The organism is Streptomyces yangpuensis (assembly GCF_001005295.1).
Classification (GTDB): domain Bacteria; phylum Actinomycetota; class Actinomycetes; order Streptomycetales; family Streptomycetaceae; genus Streptomyces; species Streptomyces yangpuensis.
The window spans coordinates 639,088-657,281 of record NZ_LBMK01000003.1 but is presented as its reverse complement, the minus strand read 5'-3'; the positions used below and the strand labels follow the sequence as shown (position 1 = coordinate 657,281).

The 18,194-nt window shown below is 73.1% G+C and carries 14 protein-coding genes; 7 read left to right on the top strand and 7 right to left on the bottom strand.

Features of this window, described 5'->3' with window-relative positions:
- Together AAT21_RS18265 and AAT21_RS18260 are read right to left on the bottom strand one after the other, a co-directional pair.
- Positions 1–1,458, bottom strand: coding sequence for an aldehyde dehydrogenase family protein (locus tag AAT21_RS18265; RefSeq protein WP_046777900.1), 1,458 nt, complete (start codon positions 1,456–1,458; stop codon positions 1–3).
- Between the two features lie 89 nt (positions 1,459–1,547).
- Positions 1,548–2,426 carry a helix-turn-helix domain-containing protein gene (locus AAT21_RS18260; protein WP_046777899.1) on the bottom strand — a complete coding sequence of 293 codons (879 nt, stop codon included), beginning with the start codon at positions 2,424–2,426 and terminating at the stop codon, positions 1,548–1,550.
- Positions 2,427–2,767: 341 nt separating this feature from the next.
- On the opposite strand from AAT21_RS18260, the gene AAT21_RS18255 reads away from it, so the two are divergent.
- A complete protein-coding gene (locus AAT21_RS18255; protein WP_079025779.1) occupies positions 2,768–3,277 on the top strand; it encodes an ATP-binding protein in 510 nt (169 codons plus the stop codon).
- 97 nt (positions 3,278–3,374) lie between these two features.
- Here AAT21_RS18255 and AAT21_RS18250 read toward each other — a convergent pair whose 3' ends face one another.
- Positions 3,375–3,620, bottom strand: coding sequence for a DUF397 domain-containing protein (locus tag AAT21_RS18250; RefSeq protein ID WP_030656519.1), 246 nt, complete (start codon positions 3,618–3,620; stop codon positions 3,375–3,377).
- A gap of 134 nt (positions 3,621–3,754) precedes the next feature.
- On the bottom strand, positions 3,755–4,936 hold the full coding sequence (locus tag AAT21_RS18245; protein WP_046777897.1) for a DUF2786 domain-containing protein: 1,182 nt from the start codon (positions 4,934–4,936) through the stop codon (positions 3,755–3,757).
- Positions 4,937–5,132: 196 nt separating this feature from the next.
- Here AAT21_RS18245 and AAT21_RS18240 point away from each other — a divergent pair, with 196 nt between their 5' ends.
- Positions 5,133–6,863 carry a bifunctional 3'-5' exonuclease/DNA polymerase gene (locus AAT21_RS18240; RefSeq protein ID WP_046777896.1) on the top strand — a complete coding sequence of 577 codons (1,731 nt, stop codon included), beginning with the start codon at positions 5,133–5,135 and terminating at the stop codon, positions 6,861–6,863.
- Between the two features lie 14 nt (positions 6,864–6,877).
- On the opposite strand, the gene AAT21_RS18235 is transcribed toward AAT21_RS18240, so the two are convergent.
- The 3 genes from AAT21_RS18235 to AAT21_RS18225 all read right to left on the bottom strand — a co-directional run bounded on the left by AAT21_RS18235 (position 6,878) and on the right by AAT21_RS18225 (position 8,973).
- The gene (locus tag AAT21_RS18235) at positions 6,878–8,164 is read right to left on the bottom strand and encodes a hypothetical protein (protein WP_046777895.1); all 1,287 of its coding nucleotides are present in this window, start codon (positions 8,162–8,164) and stop codon (positions 6,878–6,880) included.
- A gap of 66 nt (positions 8,165–8,230) precedes the next feature.
- A complete protein-coding gene (locus AAT21_RS18230) occupies positions 8,231–8,746 on the bottom strand; it encodes a SigE family RNA polymerase sigma factor (protein ID WP_046777894.1) in 516 nt (171 codons plus the stop codon).
- A gap of 56 nt (positions 8,747–8,802) precedes the next feature.
- The gene (locus tag AAT21_RS18225; RefSeq protein ID WP_268768187.1) at positions 8,803–8,973 is read right to left on the bottom strand and encodes an N-acetyltransferase; all 171 of its coding nucleotides are present in this window, start codon (positions 8,971–8,973) and stop codon (positions 8,803–8,805) included.
- Positions 8,974–9,347: 374 nt separating this feature from the next.
- Between AAT21_RS18225 and AAT21_RS35805 the strand changes: the two genes are divergently transcribed.
- The 5 genes from AAT21_RS35805 to AAT21_RS18200 all read left to right on the top strand — a co-directional run bounded on the left by AAT21_RS35805 (position 9,348) and on the right by AAT21_RS18200 (position 17,999).
- The gene (locus AAT21_RS35805; protein ID WP_079025778.1) at positions 9,348–9,731 is read left to right on the top strand and encodes a hypothetical protein; all 384 of its coding nucleotides are present in this window, start codon (positions 9,348–9,350) and stop codon (positions 9,729–9,731) included.
- Positions 9,732–9,854: 123 nt separating this feature from the next.
- Positions 9,855–11,210 (top strand): type VII secretion integral membrane protein EccD, encoded by a 1,356-nt coding sequence (gene eccD / locus AAT21_RS18215; RefSeq protein WP_046777893.1) that lies wholly within the window; start codon positions 9,855–9,857, stop codon positions 11,208–11,210.
- Positions 11,211–11,687: 477 nt separating this feature from the next.
- On the top strand, positions 11,688–12,587 hold the full coding sequence (locus tag AAT21_RS18210) for a MinD/ParA family ATP-binding protein (RefSeq protein WP_063838133.1): 900 nt from the start codon (positions 11,688–11,690) through the stop codon (positions 12,585–12,587).
- Between the two features lie 2 nt (positions 12,588–12,589).
- Entirely contained in the window at positions 12,590–16,564 is a 3,975-nt protein-coding gene (gene eccCa / locus AAT21_RS18205) for a type VII secretion protein EccCa (protein ID WP_046777891.1), read from the top strand.
- A gap of 16 nt (positions 16,565–16,580) precedes the next feature.
- The gene (locus tag AAT21_RS18200; protein WP_046777890.1) at positions 16,581–17,999 is read left to right on the top strand and encodes a DUF6177 family protein; all 1,419 of its coding nucleotides are present in this window, start codon (positions 16,581–16,583) and stop codon (positions 17,997–17,999) included.
- Positions 18,000–18,194: the final 195 nt, after the last annotated feature.

Here is an 18,194-nt window from a genome sequence, read left to right as displayed (position 1 = left end):
CTAGAAGGGGAACGCCGTCCGCCCGTGCTGCACGGAGATCCACTTCTGGGTGGTGAACGCCTCGACCGTGGCCTCGCCGTTCAGCCTGCCCAGACCCGAGGCCTTCTCCCCGCCGAAGGCGGCCAGCGGCTCGTCCCCGATCGTCGAATCGTTGACGTGCATCATTCCCGTCTCGATCCGCCGGGCGAAGCGGACGCCCCGCTCCACGTCCCGGGTGTGCACGGCGCCGCTGAGCCCGTACGGGGTGGCGTTGGCCAGCCGTACGGCCTCGTCCTCGCCGTCGAAGACCACCAGCAGCGCGACCGGGCCGAAGATCTCCTGGCCCAGCAGCGGGGAGTCCTCGGGGATCCCGGCGAGCACCGTGGGCTCGACCAGGTTGCCGCGCGTAGACCCCCGTACGAGTGCCTGCGCGCCGGATTCCACTGCCTGGTCCACGAGCGCGGTCAGCGCGTCGGCCTGGAAGGAGTTGATCAGCGGGCCGATGTGGGTGTCGGCCTCGCGCGGGTCGCCCGTCCGCAGACCCCGCACGCGGGCGGTGAACTTCTCGGTGAACTCCTCGGCGACGGACACGTCGACCAGGATCCGGTTGGCGGCCATGCAGACCTGGCCCTGGTAGACGAAGCGGCTGAAGACGGCCGCGTCCACCGCGTAGTCGAGGTCGGCGTCGTCGAGGACGACGAGCGCGCTGTTGCCGCTGAGCTCCAGCACCGTGCGCTTGAAGTGGCGGGCGGCGATCGCGCCGACGTGCCGGCCGACCCGGTCCGACCCGGCGAAGGAGATCACCTTGGGGACGGGGTGCGTCAGGAGCGCGTCGCCTATCTCGGCGATGTCGGTGACCAGCACGTTCAGCAGGCCGGCCGGGAGCCCCGCGTCCTCGAAGATCTTGGCGATCACGCCGCCGCCCACGACCGGGGCGTTCTGGTTCGGCTTGATGACGACCGCGTTCCCCAGCGCCAGGGCCGGGGCGACCGACTTCAGGGTGACAAGGAAGGGGAAGTTGAAGGGGCTGATCACGGTGACGACGCCGACGGGCAGCCGCTGGACCCGGTTCTCCTTGCCCTCGACCGGCGAGGGCAGGATCCGGCCCTCGGGGCGGACGGCCAGCTGGAGCGACTCGCGGATGAACTCCATCGCGAGGTGGACCTCGTACTCGGCCTTGGGACGGGTCCCGCCGAGCTCGTCGATCATCGCCTCGACGATCTCCTTCTCGCGCTCCTCGGTGATCCGCAGGGCGCGCTCCAGGACCGCGCGTCTGATGTAGGGGCTGGTCGCGGCCCACTCCCGCTGGGCGCGCTCGGCACCCCGGTACGCCCGGTCGACCTGCTCGACGGTGGCGACGGTGATGGCTGCGAGCTTCTCCCCGTTGTAGGGGTTGACGTCGATGATGTCCCAGGAACCGTTGCCGGCCAGCCATTCGCCGTCGATGTACTGGTGAGCGAGGTCGCTGAATATGGACATGCCATCCCTTACTGCGAGCGCGCACCCGTGCGCTGCACCGGAGACCGATCGGTCATCATGCACTGATCAGACGTCATACTACGTGCGGATCAAGACAGTTGGAGTAGGCCGCGAAGAAGATCCCTGGTCCGGTCGGGATCGGGGCAGTCGGCCTGCAGGCGTTCCATCGCCCGCTCGTACTGCCCCACTTCCTCGTCCTTGTCCAGGTAGAGGGCACTGGTGAGCTGTTCCAGATAGACGATGTCCTGCAGGTCGGACTCGGGGAAGCGCAGCAGGGTGAAGGCCCCGCTCTCACCCGCGTGCCCGCCGAAGGAGAAGGGCATCACCTGCAGCTGGACGTTGGGCCGCTCGGAGATCTCGATGAGGTGCTCCAGCTGACCGCGCATGACGTTGCGGTCGCCGTACGGGCGGCGCAGCGCGGCCTCGTCGAGGACCGCGTGGAAGACGGGGGCGCTCTCGGAGACGAGCACCTTCTGCCGCTCCAGGCGCAGCGCGACGCGGCGGTCGATCTCGGCGGCGGTGGCGTCGGGCATGCCGCGGCTGACGACGGCGTGGGCGTAGGCCTCGGTCTGCAGCAGGCCGTGGACGAACTGCACCTCGTAGATACGGATGAGCGACGCGGCGCCCTCCAGCCCGATGTACGTCTGGAACCAGCCCGGCAGGACGTCGCCGTAACTGTGCCACCAGCCGGTCGCGTTGGCCTCGCGGACCAGTCCCAGCAGGGACTCGCGCTCGGTGCTGTCCGTGACTCCGTAGAGCGTGAGGAGGTCCTCCACGTCCCGTGCCTTGAAGCTCACCCTTCCCAACTCCAAGCGGCTGATCTTCGATTCGGATGCGCGGATCGAGTAGCCGGCCGCCTCACGGGTGATGCCGCGGGATTCTCGGAGTCGCCTGAGCTGGGAGCCCAGGAGGATGCGGCGCACCACAGAACCGCTTGTCTCTGCGGTCACTAGTACTGCCCTCCCCATCGCATTGGCGTGCGCGTGGTGTGCGCGTGCGTCGCGGGGCCCCCGCACCCCAGAGGCCGCAGTCTGCCACCAAAACGCATCGGGCCGTACTCGTTCCGTAACGGAATCTCGGGTGCGGGGAAAGAAGTCCGTAAGTATGCGTAGGAAGAAATGAGCAAGAACCGTCACGTGAGCGGACAGGTCCGGCGCGTGCACGTGCATCTGCCCTTGCATCCGGCCCGAGCATTCGGAACGATGGTCCCCGCGCACCTGCGTGCTCTTCGCGCCGGCGCGGGACCCACCCCGCAGTTCTCTTTGGACACAAGCCACCGCTTCGTCCGCGAATCCCGGGAGTGCCTCGCATGGGGACGAATGGATCGACCATGCTCGAGCCGTTACGGCAGGGGCTTCCCCCGGTCGACCCCACGGCTGTCTCCGGGTCCGCCTCATGCGCTCTGCCCGCGCGGTTCGACGCGGTGCGGGGCGCCCGTACTTTCACCCGCTCGACACTGTCCCAGTGGGGCCTCGACGAACGCTTCGACGATGTGGCCCTGGTCGTCTCCGAGCTCGTCACCAACGCGCTGCGCCATGCCCTGCCGGAGGAGTCACGCGGTCCGGCCGGCGAGCCGGAGCCGCCGGTACGGCTGCACCTGATGCGGTGGAGCACCCGGCTGGTGTGCGCGGTGCGCGACCCCAGCGAGGACCGGCCCGGCGGGGCCTTCTCGCCGGAGCGGACCGAGGAGAACTTCGACCTGGAGTCCGGGCGGGGGCTGTTCCTCGTGGACTCCTACAGCGACAGCTGGGGCTGGCACCCGCTCGCGGGGCGGCTGACCGGCAAGGTGGTCTGGGCGCTGTTCCTGCTCCACGACTGAGCCGCGCGCGACCGTCAGGACGACCACTGGCCGGGACCGATCACTGCGATCGGTCCCGGCCAGTGCACGTGCATGGCTTGATGAGTGCGCCGTTCCGTCAGCCGATCAGGTGATCGAACTCGCCGTCCTTGACGCCCAGGAGCAGGGCTTCTATCTCGGCCGGCGTGTAGACGAGCGCCGGACCGTCAGGGAAGCGCGAATTGCGCATGGCGACGTCGCCTCCCGGCAGCTTCGCGAACTCCACGCAGGAACCCTGCGAGTTGCTGTGTCTGCTCTTCTGCCACGTCAGCTCAAACAAGGAAGCGAGTTCTGCAGCTGCCATCCCGTTGTACGCGTGGTCCACAGGAAGCCCCCGATAGTGCAGATGTCAACTCCACCGGATCATAGCTGTGTTCACCAGCTGCTGCATGCGCAGATGCACGTGCACGCGGGGTGTTCCCATGATCACAGACAGGTCCGCCGGCCCCGGCGGCACACCTAGGTGTTGGGGAGCGGCCGGCGGCGGCCGGCCATGTGGGCCCGGTCGGCGGCCGCCGTGCCGTCCTCCCAGCCCGCGTGGTCGGTGGCCCCGCGCAGCCGGGTGGTGGTGGTCCGCGGGAACATCTCCTCGGCCCGGGAGGTGACCGCCACGTCGCACGCCACAAGGGCCGGCAGGTTGTCCGGGGCCTCCGTCGCCGCGTGCTCGGCCGTCTCGGCGAGCCGGTGGCCGAGCCGGCTGGCGTAGGCGAGCAGGAAGGACTGCCGGAAGGTCTTCGTCCGCTTGCGTCCTCCGGAACGCTGCGCGGCCTCCGCGCGGGTCATCGCGGCCGTTCCCTGCACGAGGAGCGAGGTGTACAGCAGCTCCACCGCCTCCAGGTCGCTCTCGAAGCCGACCACCGTGGAGAACTCGAAGCCGCTGTTCCACACCGCCCGGCAGCGGTTGGCGGTGGCCACCGCGTCGAGCAGGACCGCCTTCGCCTCCTCGTACGGCGGCTCGACACCGATCCGGCAGGCCGTCGGCAGCTGGGCGGGGCGCTGGCCGCTCGCCGCGAGCAGGGCCTCGTCGACGGTGTGCCGGGCCATCAGCTCCTGGGCCTTGGCGCTCAGCGCCTCGGCCTCGTCCGGGTAGGTGGTCGCCTCGGCCTTGGCGAGCAGGGCCCGGATCCGGCCCAGCATGCGCGGCTCGATGTGGGCGTGCTCGGCGAGGGCGTCGACCGGGTCGCCGGGCAGCGGCCCCACCGGCTCGACGGAGGGCAGCCGGATCAGCAGCCGCAGCACCTCCAGGAAGGCGGTGGCCAGGGTGAACCGGTCGGCCCGCTCCCGCCGCGCGAGGGCGTCGGCGTACTCCTCGTCGCCCTTCCACCACACCTCGGCGGTGGTCCAGCGCTCCGGCAGCCGGGCGTAGCGGCGCGCCTCGGCGGCGATCAGGTCCCCGGTGATCCGCAGGTGCCGCTCGTCGAGGTCCCGGCGGACCAGCCGCAGCACGTCGGCCGGCCGCCAGCCCCGCTCCCAGCCCTGCCGTACGTACGCCTCCCCGCGCGCCAGCAGCTCCCGGCCCACCCCGGACCAGCGTCCCTGATCGGCGGCGAGCAGTGAGGCGCCGGTGTCCAGCCCGGCGTCGTCCTGGGCGTGGAGGGCTGCGGCGAAGGCTCGGTCGACGGTCTCGGCAAGGTCTGTCACACCTCTCAGCTTGGCATGTCCGCCACCCGCGCCCCCGCCCGCCCGGGACGGGCCGCGTTCCTGCCCCGGTGCCGGTGCCGGTGCCGGACGGGAGGCACCGTGGTGTCCCCAGGCCGGGTGACAGGCTGGCCGCGGGCCCGGGGTGGCGCGGGCCGCCGCGCCGGCGCTGTCGGACCCCGGTGGGACACTCGCACCCATGAGCGACCGCACTCCCCGGTGGGCCCTCGCCGAGGACGGCGACGGGTGGTGGCACGCCGCACCCGTGCCCCCGGTATCCGCGCGCCCCGCGGCCGCGGCACCGCTCCGCGTCCGGGACCCCGCCGACGCGATCCGCTCCGCCCCTCCCGGCACCCGCTGGGTCTGGCGTTCCACGGCCGCCGTGTACCCGCGCCTGCTCGCGGCAGGCGTCCGCGTCGAGCGGTGCCACGACATCGAGGACGCCGAGCTGCTGCTCCTCGGCCACGAGGGCCGCTCCGGCGAGCCCCGCTCGGCCGCCGCCGCCTGGGCGCGGCTGAACGACGCCCCCGTACCGCCCGATCCGCCGCAGCGCGCCGCCGACCCCCGCGCCCAGGACTCGCTCTTCGATCCGCAGCCCGCCCCGGTCTCCCTGGACGCCCTGCTCGCCGTCCACGCCGACCAGGCGAGACGGCTCGACGCCACCGACCGTCCCGGCCGGATGCGGCTGCTCGTCGCCGCCGAGTCGGCCGCCTTCCTCGTCGCCGCCGAGATGCACCGCGCCGGCCTGCCCTGGCGGGCCGACGTGCACCGCGCCCTGCTGACCGAGCTGCTCGGCGAGCGGTACGCGGGCGGCGGGGAGCCGAGGCGCCTCGCCGAGCTGGCCGACCGCGTCTCGGCGGCCTTCGGCCGGCGCGTACGCCCCGACCTGCCCGCCGAGGTCGTCCGGGCCTTCGCCAAGGACGGGATCAAGCTGAAGTCCACCCGTCGCTGGGAGATCCAGGAGCTGGACCATCCCGCCGTGGAGCCGTTGATCGAGTACAAGAAGCTGTACCGGATCTACACCGCCCACGGCTGGTCCTGGCTGGGCGACTGGGTCCACGAAGGCCGGTTCCGCCCGGAGTTCGTCCCCGGCGGCACGCTCACCGGCCGCTGGGTCACCAACGGCGGCGGGGCCCTGCAGATCCCCAAGGTGATCCGCCGGGCCGTCGTCGCCGATCCGGGCTGGCGGCTCGTCGTCGCCGACGCCGACCAGATGGAACCGCGCGTGCTCGCCGCGATCTCCCGCGACCCCGCCTTCATGGAGGTGGCCGGCCGGCCCGAGGACCTCTACACCTCCGTCTCCCGCCAGGGCTTCTCCGGCGACCGGGAACAGGCCAAGATCGCCGTTCTCGGCGCCGTGTACGGGCAGACCTCCGGGGACGGCCTGAAGAACCTGGCCGCGCTCCGCCGCCGGTTCCCCCGGGCCGTGGCGTACGTGGACGACGCGGCGAAGGCCGGGGAGGAGGGCCGGCTCGTCCGCACCTGGCTCGGCCGCACCTGCCCGCCGCCCGCCGGCTCCGGCGAGGGGTACGAGGCCGGCGACGGCGGCGTCGACCCGGGCGAGGGGGAACCGGAGGGCGAGGCCGGGACCCGGCAGGACCGGGACGAGAGCTGGACGCCGAGCTACGCCTCCACCAACAGCCGGGCCCGTGGCCGGTTCACCCGCAACTTCGTCGTCCAGGGCAGCGCCGCCGACTGGGCCCTGCTGCTGCTCGCGGCCCTGCGGCAGGCGACCGCCGGGATGCGCGCGGAGCTGGTTTTCTTCCAGCACGACGAGGTGATGGTGCACTGCCCGGCCGAGGAGGCCGAGGCGGTGGTGGAGGCGATCCGCGCCGCCGGCGACCGGGCCGGCCGGATCGCCTTCGGCGACACCCCGGTCCGGTTCCCGTTCACGATCGCGGTCGTGGAGTGCTACGCCGACGCCAAATGATCACGTTGCCTTTTTTAGTTGCGGTCGCGGTTCCAGCCCGGCGCGAGTGCGATCCCCTTCAGCTGCTCCAGTGTGGGAGCGGGCGTCCTGCGGGTCGGGGCGCCGTTCTGGTTGCCGGTGTTGAAGGCGGACACCGTCACCCGCAGGCCGTTCTCGCGCAGCGTGTCCACGGTCCACTGGACCACGCCCTCGCCCTTCCCGGCGGAACCCTGCGTGATCTTGACCTTCGTGCCGTCGGACTCGGTGGTGACGTCGGCGCCGGCGAAGTCCAAGGTGCTCTCGCCCTTGCTGACATTGAGCTGGACCAGGGAGTAGCCCTTGCCGTCGTCGAGCACGGCGTATCCGTACGAGCCCTCCCCGCCCCGGGAGAGGATCGGGATTCCGACCGGGACCAGCAGCGACTCCAGCGCGTCGGCGGCGCTGCGGTCCTTCAGCGGCGTGGCCGATCCGCCGCCCGGCTGCACCGGATCGGGCTCGGCGGGCGGCAGGTCGTTCAGCGCCGGGCGCCAGACCTGCGAGGTGACCAGGGTCTTCAACTGCGCACTGCCCAGCGGCGGGTCGGGCCGCGTGACGGCCGCGTCCTTCTCCGCAGGGGCGTTCCACTCGGAGGCCTCGACGAGGAAGCCCGCCGGGGTGACGAGCACGGCCCGCCAGCACTTGGTGTCCGCCCGGCGGTCGGCGTACTCGTACCCCTTGAAGATCAGCAGCTTCGAGCCGTCCGGCAGTCGCTCGGTCCGGCAGTCGTCGTAGCCCTGGACGGCCTTGTCCCCGCACTGCGTCAGCTGGCCGGCCTGGCTGCCCAGGGGGTCCACGCGGGAGAGGCTGACGCTGATGGCCGCCTTGCCCTTCCCGTCGTCGTACACGCCGGAGACGGCCGCGCCGCCCTCGCTCTCCGTGCCGCGCCCCGCCCTGGCCTCCAGCTTCCCGCCCTCGACCGCCAGAGCCTTCTCCAGATTGGCCATCATCCGCTCCGCGCTGACCGCGCCGCTGCCGGTCCGCCCCTTCCCGGCCCCGGCGTCCGGCGCGCCGCCGGTCCCGCCGGTCCCGCCGGTCGGTGTCGGCTGCGCCGCGACCTGGACCCCGTCCGCGCCGCCCGGGCCGTCGAGGAGGCCCCCGGTGTAGGCGCCCGCGGTCGCGATCAGGGCCAGGGCCAGTGCGGATCCCCCGATCACCGCGGCCCGGCGGCGGGCCACCAGCCGCCGGCCGCGCTCCTCGCCCGCGTCCACCAGGGCGTGCCGGTCGATCGTGAAGTCCTCCCCCGTCCGCCGGAGGGCCGCGCCGAGATCATCTTCAAAGGGCATGAGGAACTACACCTTCCGTTTCAGGGGTGGGGAGGGGCCGTGGGGGGCGCGGGCGGTCCGGCGCCCTCAGAATTCCGCGAAGGCGGAGAGGCTGCCGCCCAGCTGCTCCCGCAGCCGGGCCAGCGCCCGCGAGCAGCGGGTACGGACCGCCGCCGAGCTGACGTTCATCGCGTCGGCGGTCTCCTCGACGCTGCGGTCCTCCCAGTAGCGCAGCACCAGCACCGCCCGGTCCTTGGGAGCCAGCCGCCCCAGCGCCTGCAGCAGGGTCATCCGCAGCGCCGGATCACCGCCGCCGGCCGCCACCGCCGAGGTGTCCGGCAGCTCGCCGACCGGGCGCTCCCCCGCCGACCGGCGACGCCGGTGCGTCAGGTAGGCCCGTACGAGCACCGTCTGTGCGTACGCCGCCGGATTGTCCACGCGGGAGATCCGGCCCCAGTGCAGGTACATCCGGCCCAGGGTCTCCTGCACCAGGTCCTCCGCGAGGTGCGTGTCACCGCTCGCCAGCAGACATGCCGACCGGTACAGGTGCCCCGACCGGCCTGCCGCGAATTCACGGAACCCGTCTCTGCGGCCCTGTCGCATCCACTCCCCCTCGCGTCCGTCTCACTCCCCTGACGCGACGGCGGCCGGGAAATGTTTCACGCCCCGGCGAAAGTCCCTGCGCCGAGGTCGTGGAAGTACACGTGGAACTGCTCACGGACAAAGCCCTCCGCCTCGTACAGCCCCTGCGCGACCGTGTTGTCGTACGCGGTCTCCAGCTGGGCGCCCGACACCCCGGCCTCGCGGGCCCGGCGCAGCACCTCGCGCAGCAGCGCCCGGCCGCTGGTTGCCCTGCTGCTGCGCTGCCTGACCGGTCATGTGCCTCTCCCTGGTGTGTGCGGGGCGCGGGACGGCGGAGGCGGTCCCGAAGGGCCCACGCTACGAAGGGAGTTCCGGCGGTGACCGCTCCTTGGGGATCGCGACGGCGGGCCGCGTCCGCCCGGTCCGCTCCACGGTCAGGCACCCGGTCCGCCCCACGCTCAGGCACCCGGTCCGCTCCCCGGTTCGGATGTGCCGGATCCGCACACATGCTCTATGTTGCAGAGGCAAAACACGGGGCCCGGCATTGGCACACACTCAGGAGCCGTGCCCTGGAGCGGTGACAGGCGCTCGACGAGCCGGGACCGGGGGCGACGGACGACAGATGGCACGGGACTACGACAGCCAGCTTCTGGAGTCGGTGGCGGTACGCCGCCGCAGGATGAGGGACGCCCTGCTCTTCGGCGCCCAGCGGGCGCGGCGCACGGCGGACGAACGGCTCGGGAAGCTGTTCGCGGGCATCGCCATCGCGGCCGTCCTGTGCGCGGGTTGCGTCGGCTGGTCCTTCGTCCAGCACACGCTCGCCAAGCAGAAGGCCGAGCAGCAGAAGCAACAACAGCAGCAGGGCCGGCTGCAGCCGCTCGACCAGCCCGGCGCGTCCCCCCGGCCCTCCGCCCCGGCGAACCCGTCGGCGGCGAAGCCGTCGGCATCCTCCACACCGTCGAAGACGTCACAGCCCTCCGCCTCGCACTCGGCCAAGTCGCCCTAGCCGGTGCATTCGTAGCGGAAGAAGCATCAGTCGTGCAGATCCGGGAGAGTTCACGGTCCGGCAGCAGCGTCATGTCCCCTTGGCCCCGAAAGGTCGCAAACCCGCGATGATAGGTTCCCGCAAGTGGTGAGCACAGCAACGACTTCCCGGGCGCAACTGAGCCGGGTGACCCTGATCGGCGAGCGGCGCCGGGCCGACATGGTCCTGCCGTCCGACACGCCGATCGGTCAACTGCTGCCGGACATACTGCAGCTGCTCGACGACCGGACCGCCTCGCGCCCGCTGACCCGTCAGCTGATCGCGCCGGACGGTTCAGCGCTGCCGCACGACAGCACGCTGGCGACGGCCGGGATAGCCGACGGTGCCGTTCTGCGCCTGGTCAGGAGCCATTCCGCACCGCCCGCTCCGGTGGTCCACGACGTCACCGACCTGGTCTCGGACGACCTCGACCTCCAGGCGTGGCGCTGGCGTCCCGCCGCCCGGCGGGGCAGCGCGGGCGTGGCGACCGTCGCCTTCACGGTGACCGCCGCACTGCTCGCCCGCCGCGAGTTCGCCCTGGAGTCGCTGGCCGCGGCCCTGGCCGTCGTCACACTCGTCCTGATGGCGTCCGGCGCCCTCGTCTCACGGGTCGGCCAGGGCAACCGGGGCCTGGCGACGGCGCTCCTGCTCGCCTCCGGCGGACTCGGCGTCCTCACCGCCTGGACCGCCGCGGACGCCCACGGCTGGCCGGGCACCGCGCGGCTCGCCGCCGTCGCGGGCGCGCTCGTCCTGACGCTGGCCCTGCTCGGCTACTTCTCCCCGCTCGGCCGCGGCGGGCTCTTCGGCGCCGTGGCCACCGCCGTGATCACCGCCCTGTGGGAGGCCGTCGCCGCCGTCCAGGGCGACCCGGCCAGGCTCGGCGCGGTCATGGCCCTCGTCTCCGTGGTGCTGCTCGGCCTGCTGCCGAGGCTGGCCCTGATGGCCTCCGGACTCACCGCCCTCGACGACCGCCGCTCGGGCGGCGCCTCCGTCAGCCGCCACGAGGTGGGCAACGCGCTCGCCGCCACGCACCGCGGGCTCGCCCTCGCCACCATCGTCACCGCCGCCTCGGCGGCGGGCGCCGGCTGGCTGCTGACGCTGGCCGAGAAGCCCTCCGTGTGGACGGTCGCGCTGCCGTCGCTCGTCGCGGTCGTCCTGCTGTCGCGGGCGCGCGCCTTCCCGCTGGTGGCCGAGGTGGTCGCGCTGTTCGCCGCCGCGGCCCTGCTCGTCGTACGCCTGGTGATCCTGTGGACCGGGCACGACGGGGGCGCCGGGCCCCTCGCCGTCCTGGTCCTGGCCGCGCTGCTGCCGCTGCTGGTCCTCGCGGTGCAGCCGCCGGACCACGTGCGGGTCCGGCTGCGGCGCACGGCCGACCTCATCGAATCGGTGGGCATGGTGGGGCTCTTCCCGCTCGCCGTCGGGGTGTTCGGCGTGTACGGGCAGCTGCTCAACAAGTTCTGAGGAAGAGGGGCAGGGGCAGACATGCCGAACGCAGAGAACTGGCAGGGCGACGTCCTGCGCGACCTCAAGGGCGGTGCACAGCCTCCGGCGCCGGCACAGCCCCCGGCCCAGGGGCAGCCCCCGGCCCAGGCACAGCCTCCGGCCCAGGGGCCGGCCGGGCCGCACCAGCGGCCGGCCGCGGGTCCCGCCGCGCAGGCCCCCGCCCCGGGCGCCGGGCCGCAGTCCACCGGAGCGCAGGGCGCAGGCGCGGCGCAGCGTCCGGCGGCCGGCCCCGGTGGGCACGCTCCCGCCCCGGCTCCCGCGTACGGGTACCCGCAGCAGGGACCGGGCACGGCCGCCGCGGCGCCCGCCGGCCCCCAGGGCGGCGTCCCGCCGCAGGCCCGGCCGTACCCGGAGGCCCAGGCCCAGCAGCCCCAGGCCGCGTACGCCGCCGGCCACGGGCAGCGCACCCGTACCACCCCGGACTCCAGGCCCGCGGTGGACCGGCAGCTCTCCGGAACCGGCCGCAAGCCCCGGCACGGCGAGCCGTTCGGCGCCCGCGCCCTGCGCGCCGTACGGAGAACCGTTTCCTCCTCGGCCGCCCGGGAGGTCGCCGAAGCCACCCGCGCCGCCGAACTGCTCCAGCAGCCCGTGACCACCGGCCGCCAGATCGCCGTCACCTCCATCCGCGGCGGCGCCGGCAAGTCCACGGTCGCCGCCCTGCTCGGCACCACCTACGCGCACTACCGCCAGGACCCCGTCCTCTTCGTCGAGGCCGACCCGGCCCTCGGCTCCCTGCCCATCCGGCTCGGCGCCGAGAGCCTGCGCTGGACCACCGGCGACGTCGCGGACATCGTCGAGCCCCAGATGTCGCTGCTCGACATCACCGGCTACCTCGTCCAGCTCCGCGACAACGCCTGGCTGCTGCCCGGCAGCCAGGGCCAGATCGGCGCGATGCTCGACACCCGCGCCTACGAACGGGCCATGGTCGCGCTGCGCCGCTACTTCGGCGTCACCGTCGTCGACTGCGAGACCCTCCCCGCCGAGGTCGCCCGCGTCGCGCTCTCCGCCTCCCAGGCCCGCGTACTGACCACCCCCGCCACCCTGGACGGCGTCAGCAGCACCTTCGCCGTCCTGCAGTGGATGAAGGGCCTGCCGCCGCACATGCTGGCCGGCACCTGCGTCGTCATCACCGAGCAGGCGCCGCACTCCGGGGTCGACCTCGCCGACGCCGTACGCACCCTGGAGGCGGCCGGACCGAGCGTCCACGTCCTGCCGTACGACCGCCACCTCGCCGACGGCGGCCACATCCGCACCGAACTGCTCGCCCACTCGACCCGGCAGACCGCCGCCCGGCTCGCCGCGGACGTCTTCCAGCTCTCCCAGAAGCGCCACTGACGATGAGTACCCGACTGATCCACCGCCCGGCGCGGACCGTCAGGCCGCCGGCGCCCCCCGAGGCGCGCACCATCGAGGCCCCGCCCAACCTCCCCGAGGGGAAGGCGGGCAGCATCGCGATGTCGCTGCTGCCCGTGGCCGGCGTCATGTCGTCCGTCGTGATGATGACAGTCGTCCGCAACAGCCAGTTCGCCGCGCTCGGCGCGCTGATCCTCGTCGTCACCATCGTCGGCTCGGTCGCGCTCGTCTTCTCCCAGCGCGGCAAGGCCCAGCGCACCCGCCGCACCCAGCGCGAGGCCTACCTCGCCTACCTGGAGGACCTGCGCGAGGAGCTCTCCGCCGAGGAACGCGAACGCGGCGAGCACGCCGACGTGCTCAACCCGCCGCCGCACGCCCTGTACGACATCGTCCGCGACCCGGCCCGGCTGTGGGAGCGCCGCCGCACCGACGGGGACTTCCTGCGCGTGCGCGTCGGCACCGGCGAGATGCCGGTCCGCGACCTGCAGATCGGCCAGCAGGGCTCCACCGTCCTCACCCCGCCCGACCAGTTCATGCTGAACGAGGCCTCGGCGCTCACCGCCCGCTTCCGCAACGGCACCGAGCTGCCCCTCACCGTGCCACTGGACCGCATCGGCAACATCAGCGTCATCGGCCCCCGCGAGGACTGCCTGCGCGTCGCCCGCGCCCTGCTGGTCCAGGCTGCCGCCATGCACGCCCCCGACGACGTGGCGATCGCGCTCGCCGTGCCCGGCGACCGGCTCCCCGACTGGGAGTGGGCCAAGTGGATGCCGCACCTCCTGGACACCGAACAGCTCGACGGCCCCGTCGCCGCCCGCCGCATCGCCCCCTCCCCCGGCCAGCTCGCCCGGCAGATCGGCCCGGAGCTGCGCCGCCGCGCCTCCTACGCCGCCGAGGTGCGCCGCGGACTGTCCGGCAAGGACGCCCTGTCCATGACGTCCCGGCTGCTGGTCGTGACCGACGGGCACGGCGAGGACGCCGTCGAACTGCCGCGCCCCGACGAGGCGGTCGGCCTGCGCGAGATGGGCGTCACCGTCCTCCACCTCCTCGAACAGCGCATCCAGGAGCCCGGCCACGTCGGCGTACGGATCACCGTCGACGGCGACCGGGTGCTCATCGAGGACCTGCGCCAGGACGAACCCATCAGCGCCCACGGCACCGTGGACGAGGTCGGCATCCCCTTCGCCGAGGGCCTGGCCCGGATGCTCGCCCCGCTGCGCCTGTCCGCCGAGTCCCTCATCGACGCCCCGCTGTCCGGCCCCGTCGACTTCGCCGACCTGCTCGGCATCGACGACGTCGCCCGCCTGGACCTCGCGAGCCTGTGGGCCCCGCGCGGCGAACGCGCCTTCCTGCGCGTCCCCATCGGCATCAGCGACGCCCGCGAGCCCGTACTGCTGGACCTGAAGGAATCCTCCGAGCTGGGCATGGGCCCGCACGGCCTGTGCGTCGGCGCGACCGGCTCCGGAAAGTCCGAGCTGCTGCGCACCCTCGTCCTCGCCCTGGTGGCCACGCACCCGCCGGAGGACCTCGCCCTGGTCCTCGTCGACTACAAGGGCGGTGCGACCTTCGCACCCTTCGCCGGCCTCCCGCACGTCGCCGGTGTCATCACCAACCTGGAGAACCAGGCCGGTCTCGTCGAGCGCGTCCACGCCTCCCTCGCCGGCGAGGTCAAGCGCCGCCAGCAGGTCCTCAAGGACGCCGGCAACGTCGCCGACATCGGCGACTACGCCGCGCTGCGCGCCGACCGCCGGCCCGATCTGGACCCGCTCCCGCACCTGTTCGTCGTGATCGACGAGTTCGGCGAACTGCTCACCGCCAAACCCGACTTCATCGACCTGTTCCTGTCCATCGGCCGTATCGGCCGGTCCATCGGCGTGCACCTGCTGCTGTCCAGCCAGCGCATCGAGGGCGGCAAGCTCAAGGGCCTGGACACCTACCTCTCGTACCGCCTGGGCCTGCGCACCTTCTCCGCCGACGAGTCCCGCACCGTCCTGGACACCACCGACGCCTTCCACCTCCCGCCGCTGCCCGGCTTCGGCTACCTCAAGGTCGACACCAGCCACTACGAGCGCTTCAAGGCGAGCTACGTCTCCGGCGCCTACCGGGGCCCCGTGCAGCGCGCCGAGGACGAGGACAGCGGACCGCTCGCTCTGGAGTACGGGGCGTTCAACTCTCTGTCCGAGCCGGAGAGGACGGGCGGCCCGGAGCCCTCGGCGCGCCGCCGCGAGACCGGCCCCACCGAGATGGGCGTCATCGTCGAGCAGCTGGAGCACGCCGCGGGCCCGGTGCGCCGCATCTGGCTGCCGCCACTGCCCGGCGCGATCGCCCTGGACTCCGTCGCGGGCCCCCTCGACGTGGGCGTGCGCGGCATGCAGCTCACCGCGCGCCGCGACCGGCTCGTGGTGCCGCTCGGCCTGCTCGACGACCCGACCAGGCAGTGGCAGGGCCAGTGGTACCTCGACCTCACCGTCGCGGGCGGCCATGTCGCCGTCATCGGCGGTCCGCAGTCCGGCAAGACCACCCTGCTGCGGACCCTGGTCCTCTCGCTCGCCCTGACCCACACCCCGCAGGAGGTCGGCGTCTACGGCCTCGACCTGGTCGGCGGCGGCCTGCAGGCCCTGTCCGGGCTGCCGCACGTGGGCGGGATCGCGGGACGCGCCGACCGGGAGCGCGCGGCCCGCACCGTCGAAGAGGTACGCACCATGCTCGCCCTGCGCGAGGACCTCTTCCGCGAGCACGGCATCGACTCCGTCGAGCAGCTGCGCACCCTGCACGCGGCCGGCCGGCTGCCGCAGCTGGCCTCCGCCGAGATCGTCCTGGTCATCGACGGGTTCGGCGCGCTGCGCGACGACTTCGAGGAGCTCGATGACGCCGTCGTCGACATCCTCAAGCGCGGCGGCGGCTACGGCGTCCACGTCGTCGCGGGCATGCTCCGCTGGAACGACGTCCGCATCGCCGTCCAGTCGAACTTCGGCACCCGCGTCGAGCTGCGTCTGAACGACCCGAGCGAGTCCAGCATCGAGCGCAAGCTCGCCGAGACCCTCTCGCCCGACGAGCCGGGCCGTGTCCTCACCGACGGCAAGCTCTTCGCGCAGGTGGCGCTGCCCCGCACGGACGGGCTCACCGACACCTCGGAACTGGGCTCCGTCCTGGAACGCACGGCCCGCACGATCCGCGCCACCTGGAGCGGAGACGCCGCCCAGCCGGTCCGGGTGCTGCCGCACGTGGTGGAGCCGCACCTGCTGCCGGGCCCGGTCGCCGAGCCGAAGCGGGTGCCGATCGGGCTCGACCAGACCGCGCTGGCTCCCGTACTGCTCGACCTGTTCCACCACGACCAGCACCTGCTGGTCATGGGCGACAGCGAGTGCGGCAAGACGAACCTGCTCAAGACGGTCGCCGCCGGTCTCATCGAGCGCTACGGCGAGGACGAACTGGTCTTCGCGATCATGGACCCGCGGCGCAGCCTGCGCGGTGTGGTCCCGGAGGAGTTCAACGGCGGCTACGCCTACAACGCCAAGATGTGCGCCGGGCTGGCCGCGGGCATCGCCGGCGAGCTGGAACGGCGGATGCCCGACGACAGCGCCCCGCTGGAGGACCTGGAACCGGGCAGCTGGGGCGGCGGCCCGCGGATCGTGGTCCTCGTCGACGACTACGACGTGCTGACCACCGCGGGACAGTCACCGCTGGCCCCGTTCGTCCCGTACATCCCGTCGGCGGCGGACATCGGCCTGCACTTCGTGCTGACCCGCCGTGTCGCGGGCGCCTCGCGCGGGATGTACGAGCCGCTGGTGCAGGGCCTGCGCGAATCGGGCGCCTCGGCGATCGTCATGGCGGGCGACCGGGGCGAGGGCCAGCTGTTCCCGGGGGTGTACGCCTCCCTGCAGCCCGCCGGCCGCGGCGTCCTCGTCCGCAGGGGCCAGTCCAACCGCCTCGTCCAGACCGTGTACACCTCGCAGTGAAGGGCCGCAGAACCGTATGACCAAGGACGTCGTAGCTCTGACCCAGCGGATGCCCGCTCCCTGGACGGTGCTGGCGGGACTGCTGTCCGGCGGCCCCGACAAGCTGGTGGACACGGCCGGTGACGGGGCGGTGATCCAGCTCTGCGACGAGCAGGGGCGGCCGCTGGTCTCGGTCGAGGCGCCCCTGCTGGTGCAGGTCGAGGGGGAGGCGGAGCGGCTGCTCGGCGCCACCCCGCCGCGCGTCCCCTACTGGTGGACCGAGGCCCGCGCCACCACCGGCGTACCCGAGGCCGAGCGCCTCGCGGGCACCTTCGCGGCCCGCCTGGCCTCGCTCGCCGGCGGGAGCGCCTGGCCGCCGGAGGCCGCGCGGTCGGTGGCGGTGGTGGAGAGCGACGGCATCGGCGTGGCGCCGACGCCGGCCGCGGCGCAGCCGGCCGTCGACGTGCTGACCCCCAACGTCGCCGTGGTCATCATGGACCGGCCGGTCGTCGCGATGACGGCCTGGCTCTCCGACGCCTTCCGGGCCGCCGCGGCGGCCGAGCGGGGCCTTCAGATCGTCACCCCGCCCGGGACGGTGCTGTCCCCGGCGGTACTGGCGAACATGCCGGAGTGGCCCTCGCGGTGGGTCGTGCAGGACCAGCGGGCGGGCTACTACGACGGCCTCTCGGGCGCGGTACTGCGCTGGCAGGAGGGCATGTTCGCCACGGTCGTCGCCGAGGACGCCACCGAGGAGGACCCGCGGACGCCGGTCGCCGCCTCGTACCAGGAGGTCGCGGAGACGGCGCAGCGGCAGCTGGCCCTCACCTTCCGCACCATCCACCCCGCGGACGACCGGCTGGTGCTCGGCGGGGCCCTGGAGACGGTGTGGCGCGAACTGACGGACGCCCCGCCGGCGGGCTGGGGCACCGCCGAGCCCGCGAACCTGCCCTGGTCACCGGGCCGGCTGACCGACGTGGCGTTCGCGCGGGCCCCCGAGCCGACGTGGTTCGTGGTGGTGGGCGGCCCGGACCGGCCCGGTCTCGCCACGGTGCGGGTGAGCCGTACGAAGGCGGGCGTCGAGGAGACCGTGACGATGGCCCTGGGCTACGGCGACGGCGAGGAGCCGCCCCTGGACGCGCTGCCCCGGGTCGCGGAGGCCCTCGTCACCCGGCACCGCCTCCAGTCGATGCTCGTACAGCTCCGCAAAGCCCGCCGTGACCTGCTGGTACCGCCGCGCTTCGAAGGGCCGGGGGTGCCGCTGGCCTTCGTCCTGGGCGCGGAGGAGGTCCGCGGCATGCCGGACGACCGGGCCCGGCGCACGCCGCTGGCCGAGGCGCCGGTGCGACTGGGCCCCAAGTCCCGTCCCGGCTACTACTACCCGCTGGCCGGGGATCCGTCGGACCTGGCCGGGTGGGCGGACTTCGAGCGGCTGACGAGGCATCTGAAGGGATCGTGAAGATGGCTGGCGGATTGTCATGAGTCCGCCACAACTACACCGTTGCACGTTGCAGGTGCGATGTATGTTGGTAGAACTGGTCATACTGATGGCCGATTGACGGCCGTTCGAGAGCACGGGGGAGTGTGGGATGAAGTTCGACATGGGGACGCAGGTTCTGACGAACCTGATGTCGGGTTCGCGGACCTCGAATAC

What these genes read in the sequence shown, in the direction of transcription:
- AAT21_RS18240 (WP_046777896.1), top strand. Translation starts at nt 5,133, where the DNA reads ATGAGCGACCGCACTCCCCGGTGGGCCCTCGCCGAGGACGGCGACGGG.
- AAT21_RS18230 (WP_046777894.1), bottom strand. Translation starts at nt 8,746, where the DNA reads ATGCGACAGGGCCGCAGAGACGGGTTCCGTGAATTCGCGGCAGGCCGG.
- AAT21_RS18235 (WP_046777895.1), bottom strand. Translation starts at nt 8,164, where the DNA reads ATGCCCTTTGAAGATGATCTCGGCGCGGCCCTCCGGCGGACGGGGGAG.
- AAT21_RS18255 (WP_079025779.1), top strand. Translation starts at nt 2,768, where the DNA reads ATGGGGACGAATGGATCGACCATGCTCGAGCCGTTACGGCAGGGGCTT.
- AAT21_RS18265 (WP_046777900.1), bottom strand. Translation starts at nt 1,458, where the DNA reads ATGTCCATATTCAGCGACCTCGCTCACCAGTACATCGACGGCGAATGG.
- AAT21_RS18260 (WP_046777899.1), bottom strand. Translation starts at nt 2,426, where the DNA reads ATGGGGAGGGCAGTACTAGTGACCGCAGAGACAAGCGGTTCTGTGGTG.
- eccCa (WP_046777891.1), top strand. Translation starts at nt 12,590, where the DNA reads ATGAGTACCCGACTGATCCACCGCCCGGCGCGGACCGTCAGGCCGCCG.
- AAT21_RS18200 (WP_046777890.1), top strand. Translation starts at nt 16,581, where the DNA reads ATGACCAAGGACGTCGTAGCTCTGACCCAGCGGATGCCCGCTCCCTGG.
- AAT21_RS35805 (WP_079025778.1), top strand. Translation starts at nt 9,348, where the DNA reads ATGGCACGGGACTACGACAGCCAGCTTCTGGAGTCGGTGGCGGTACGC.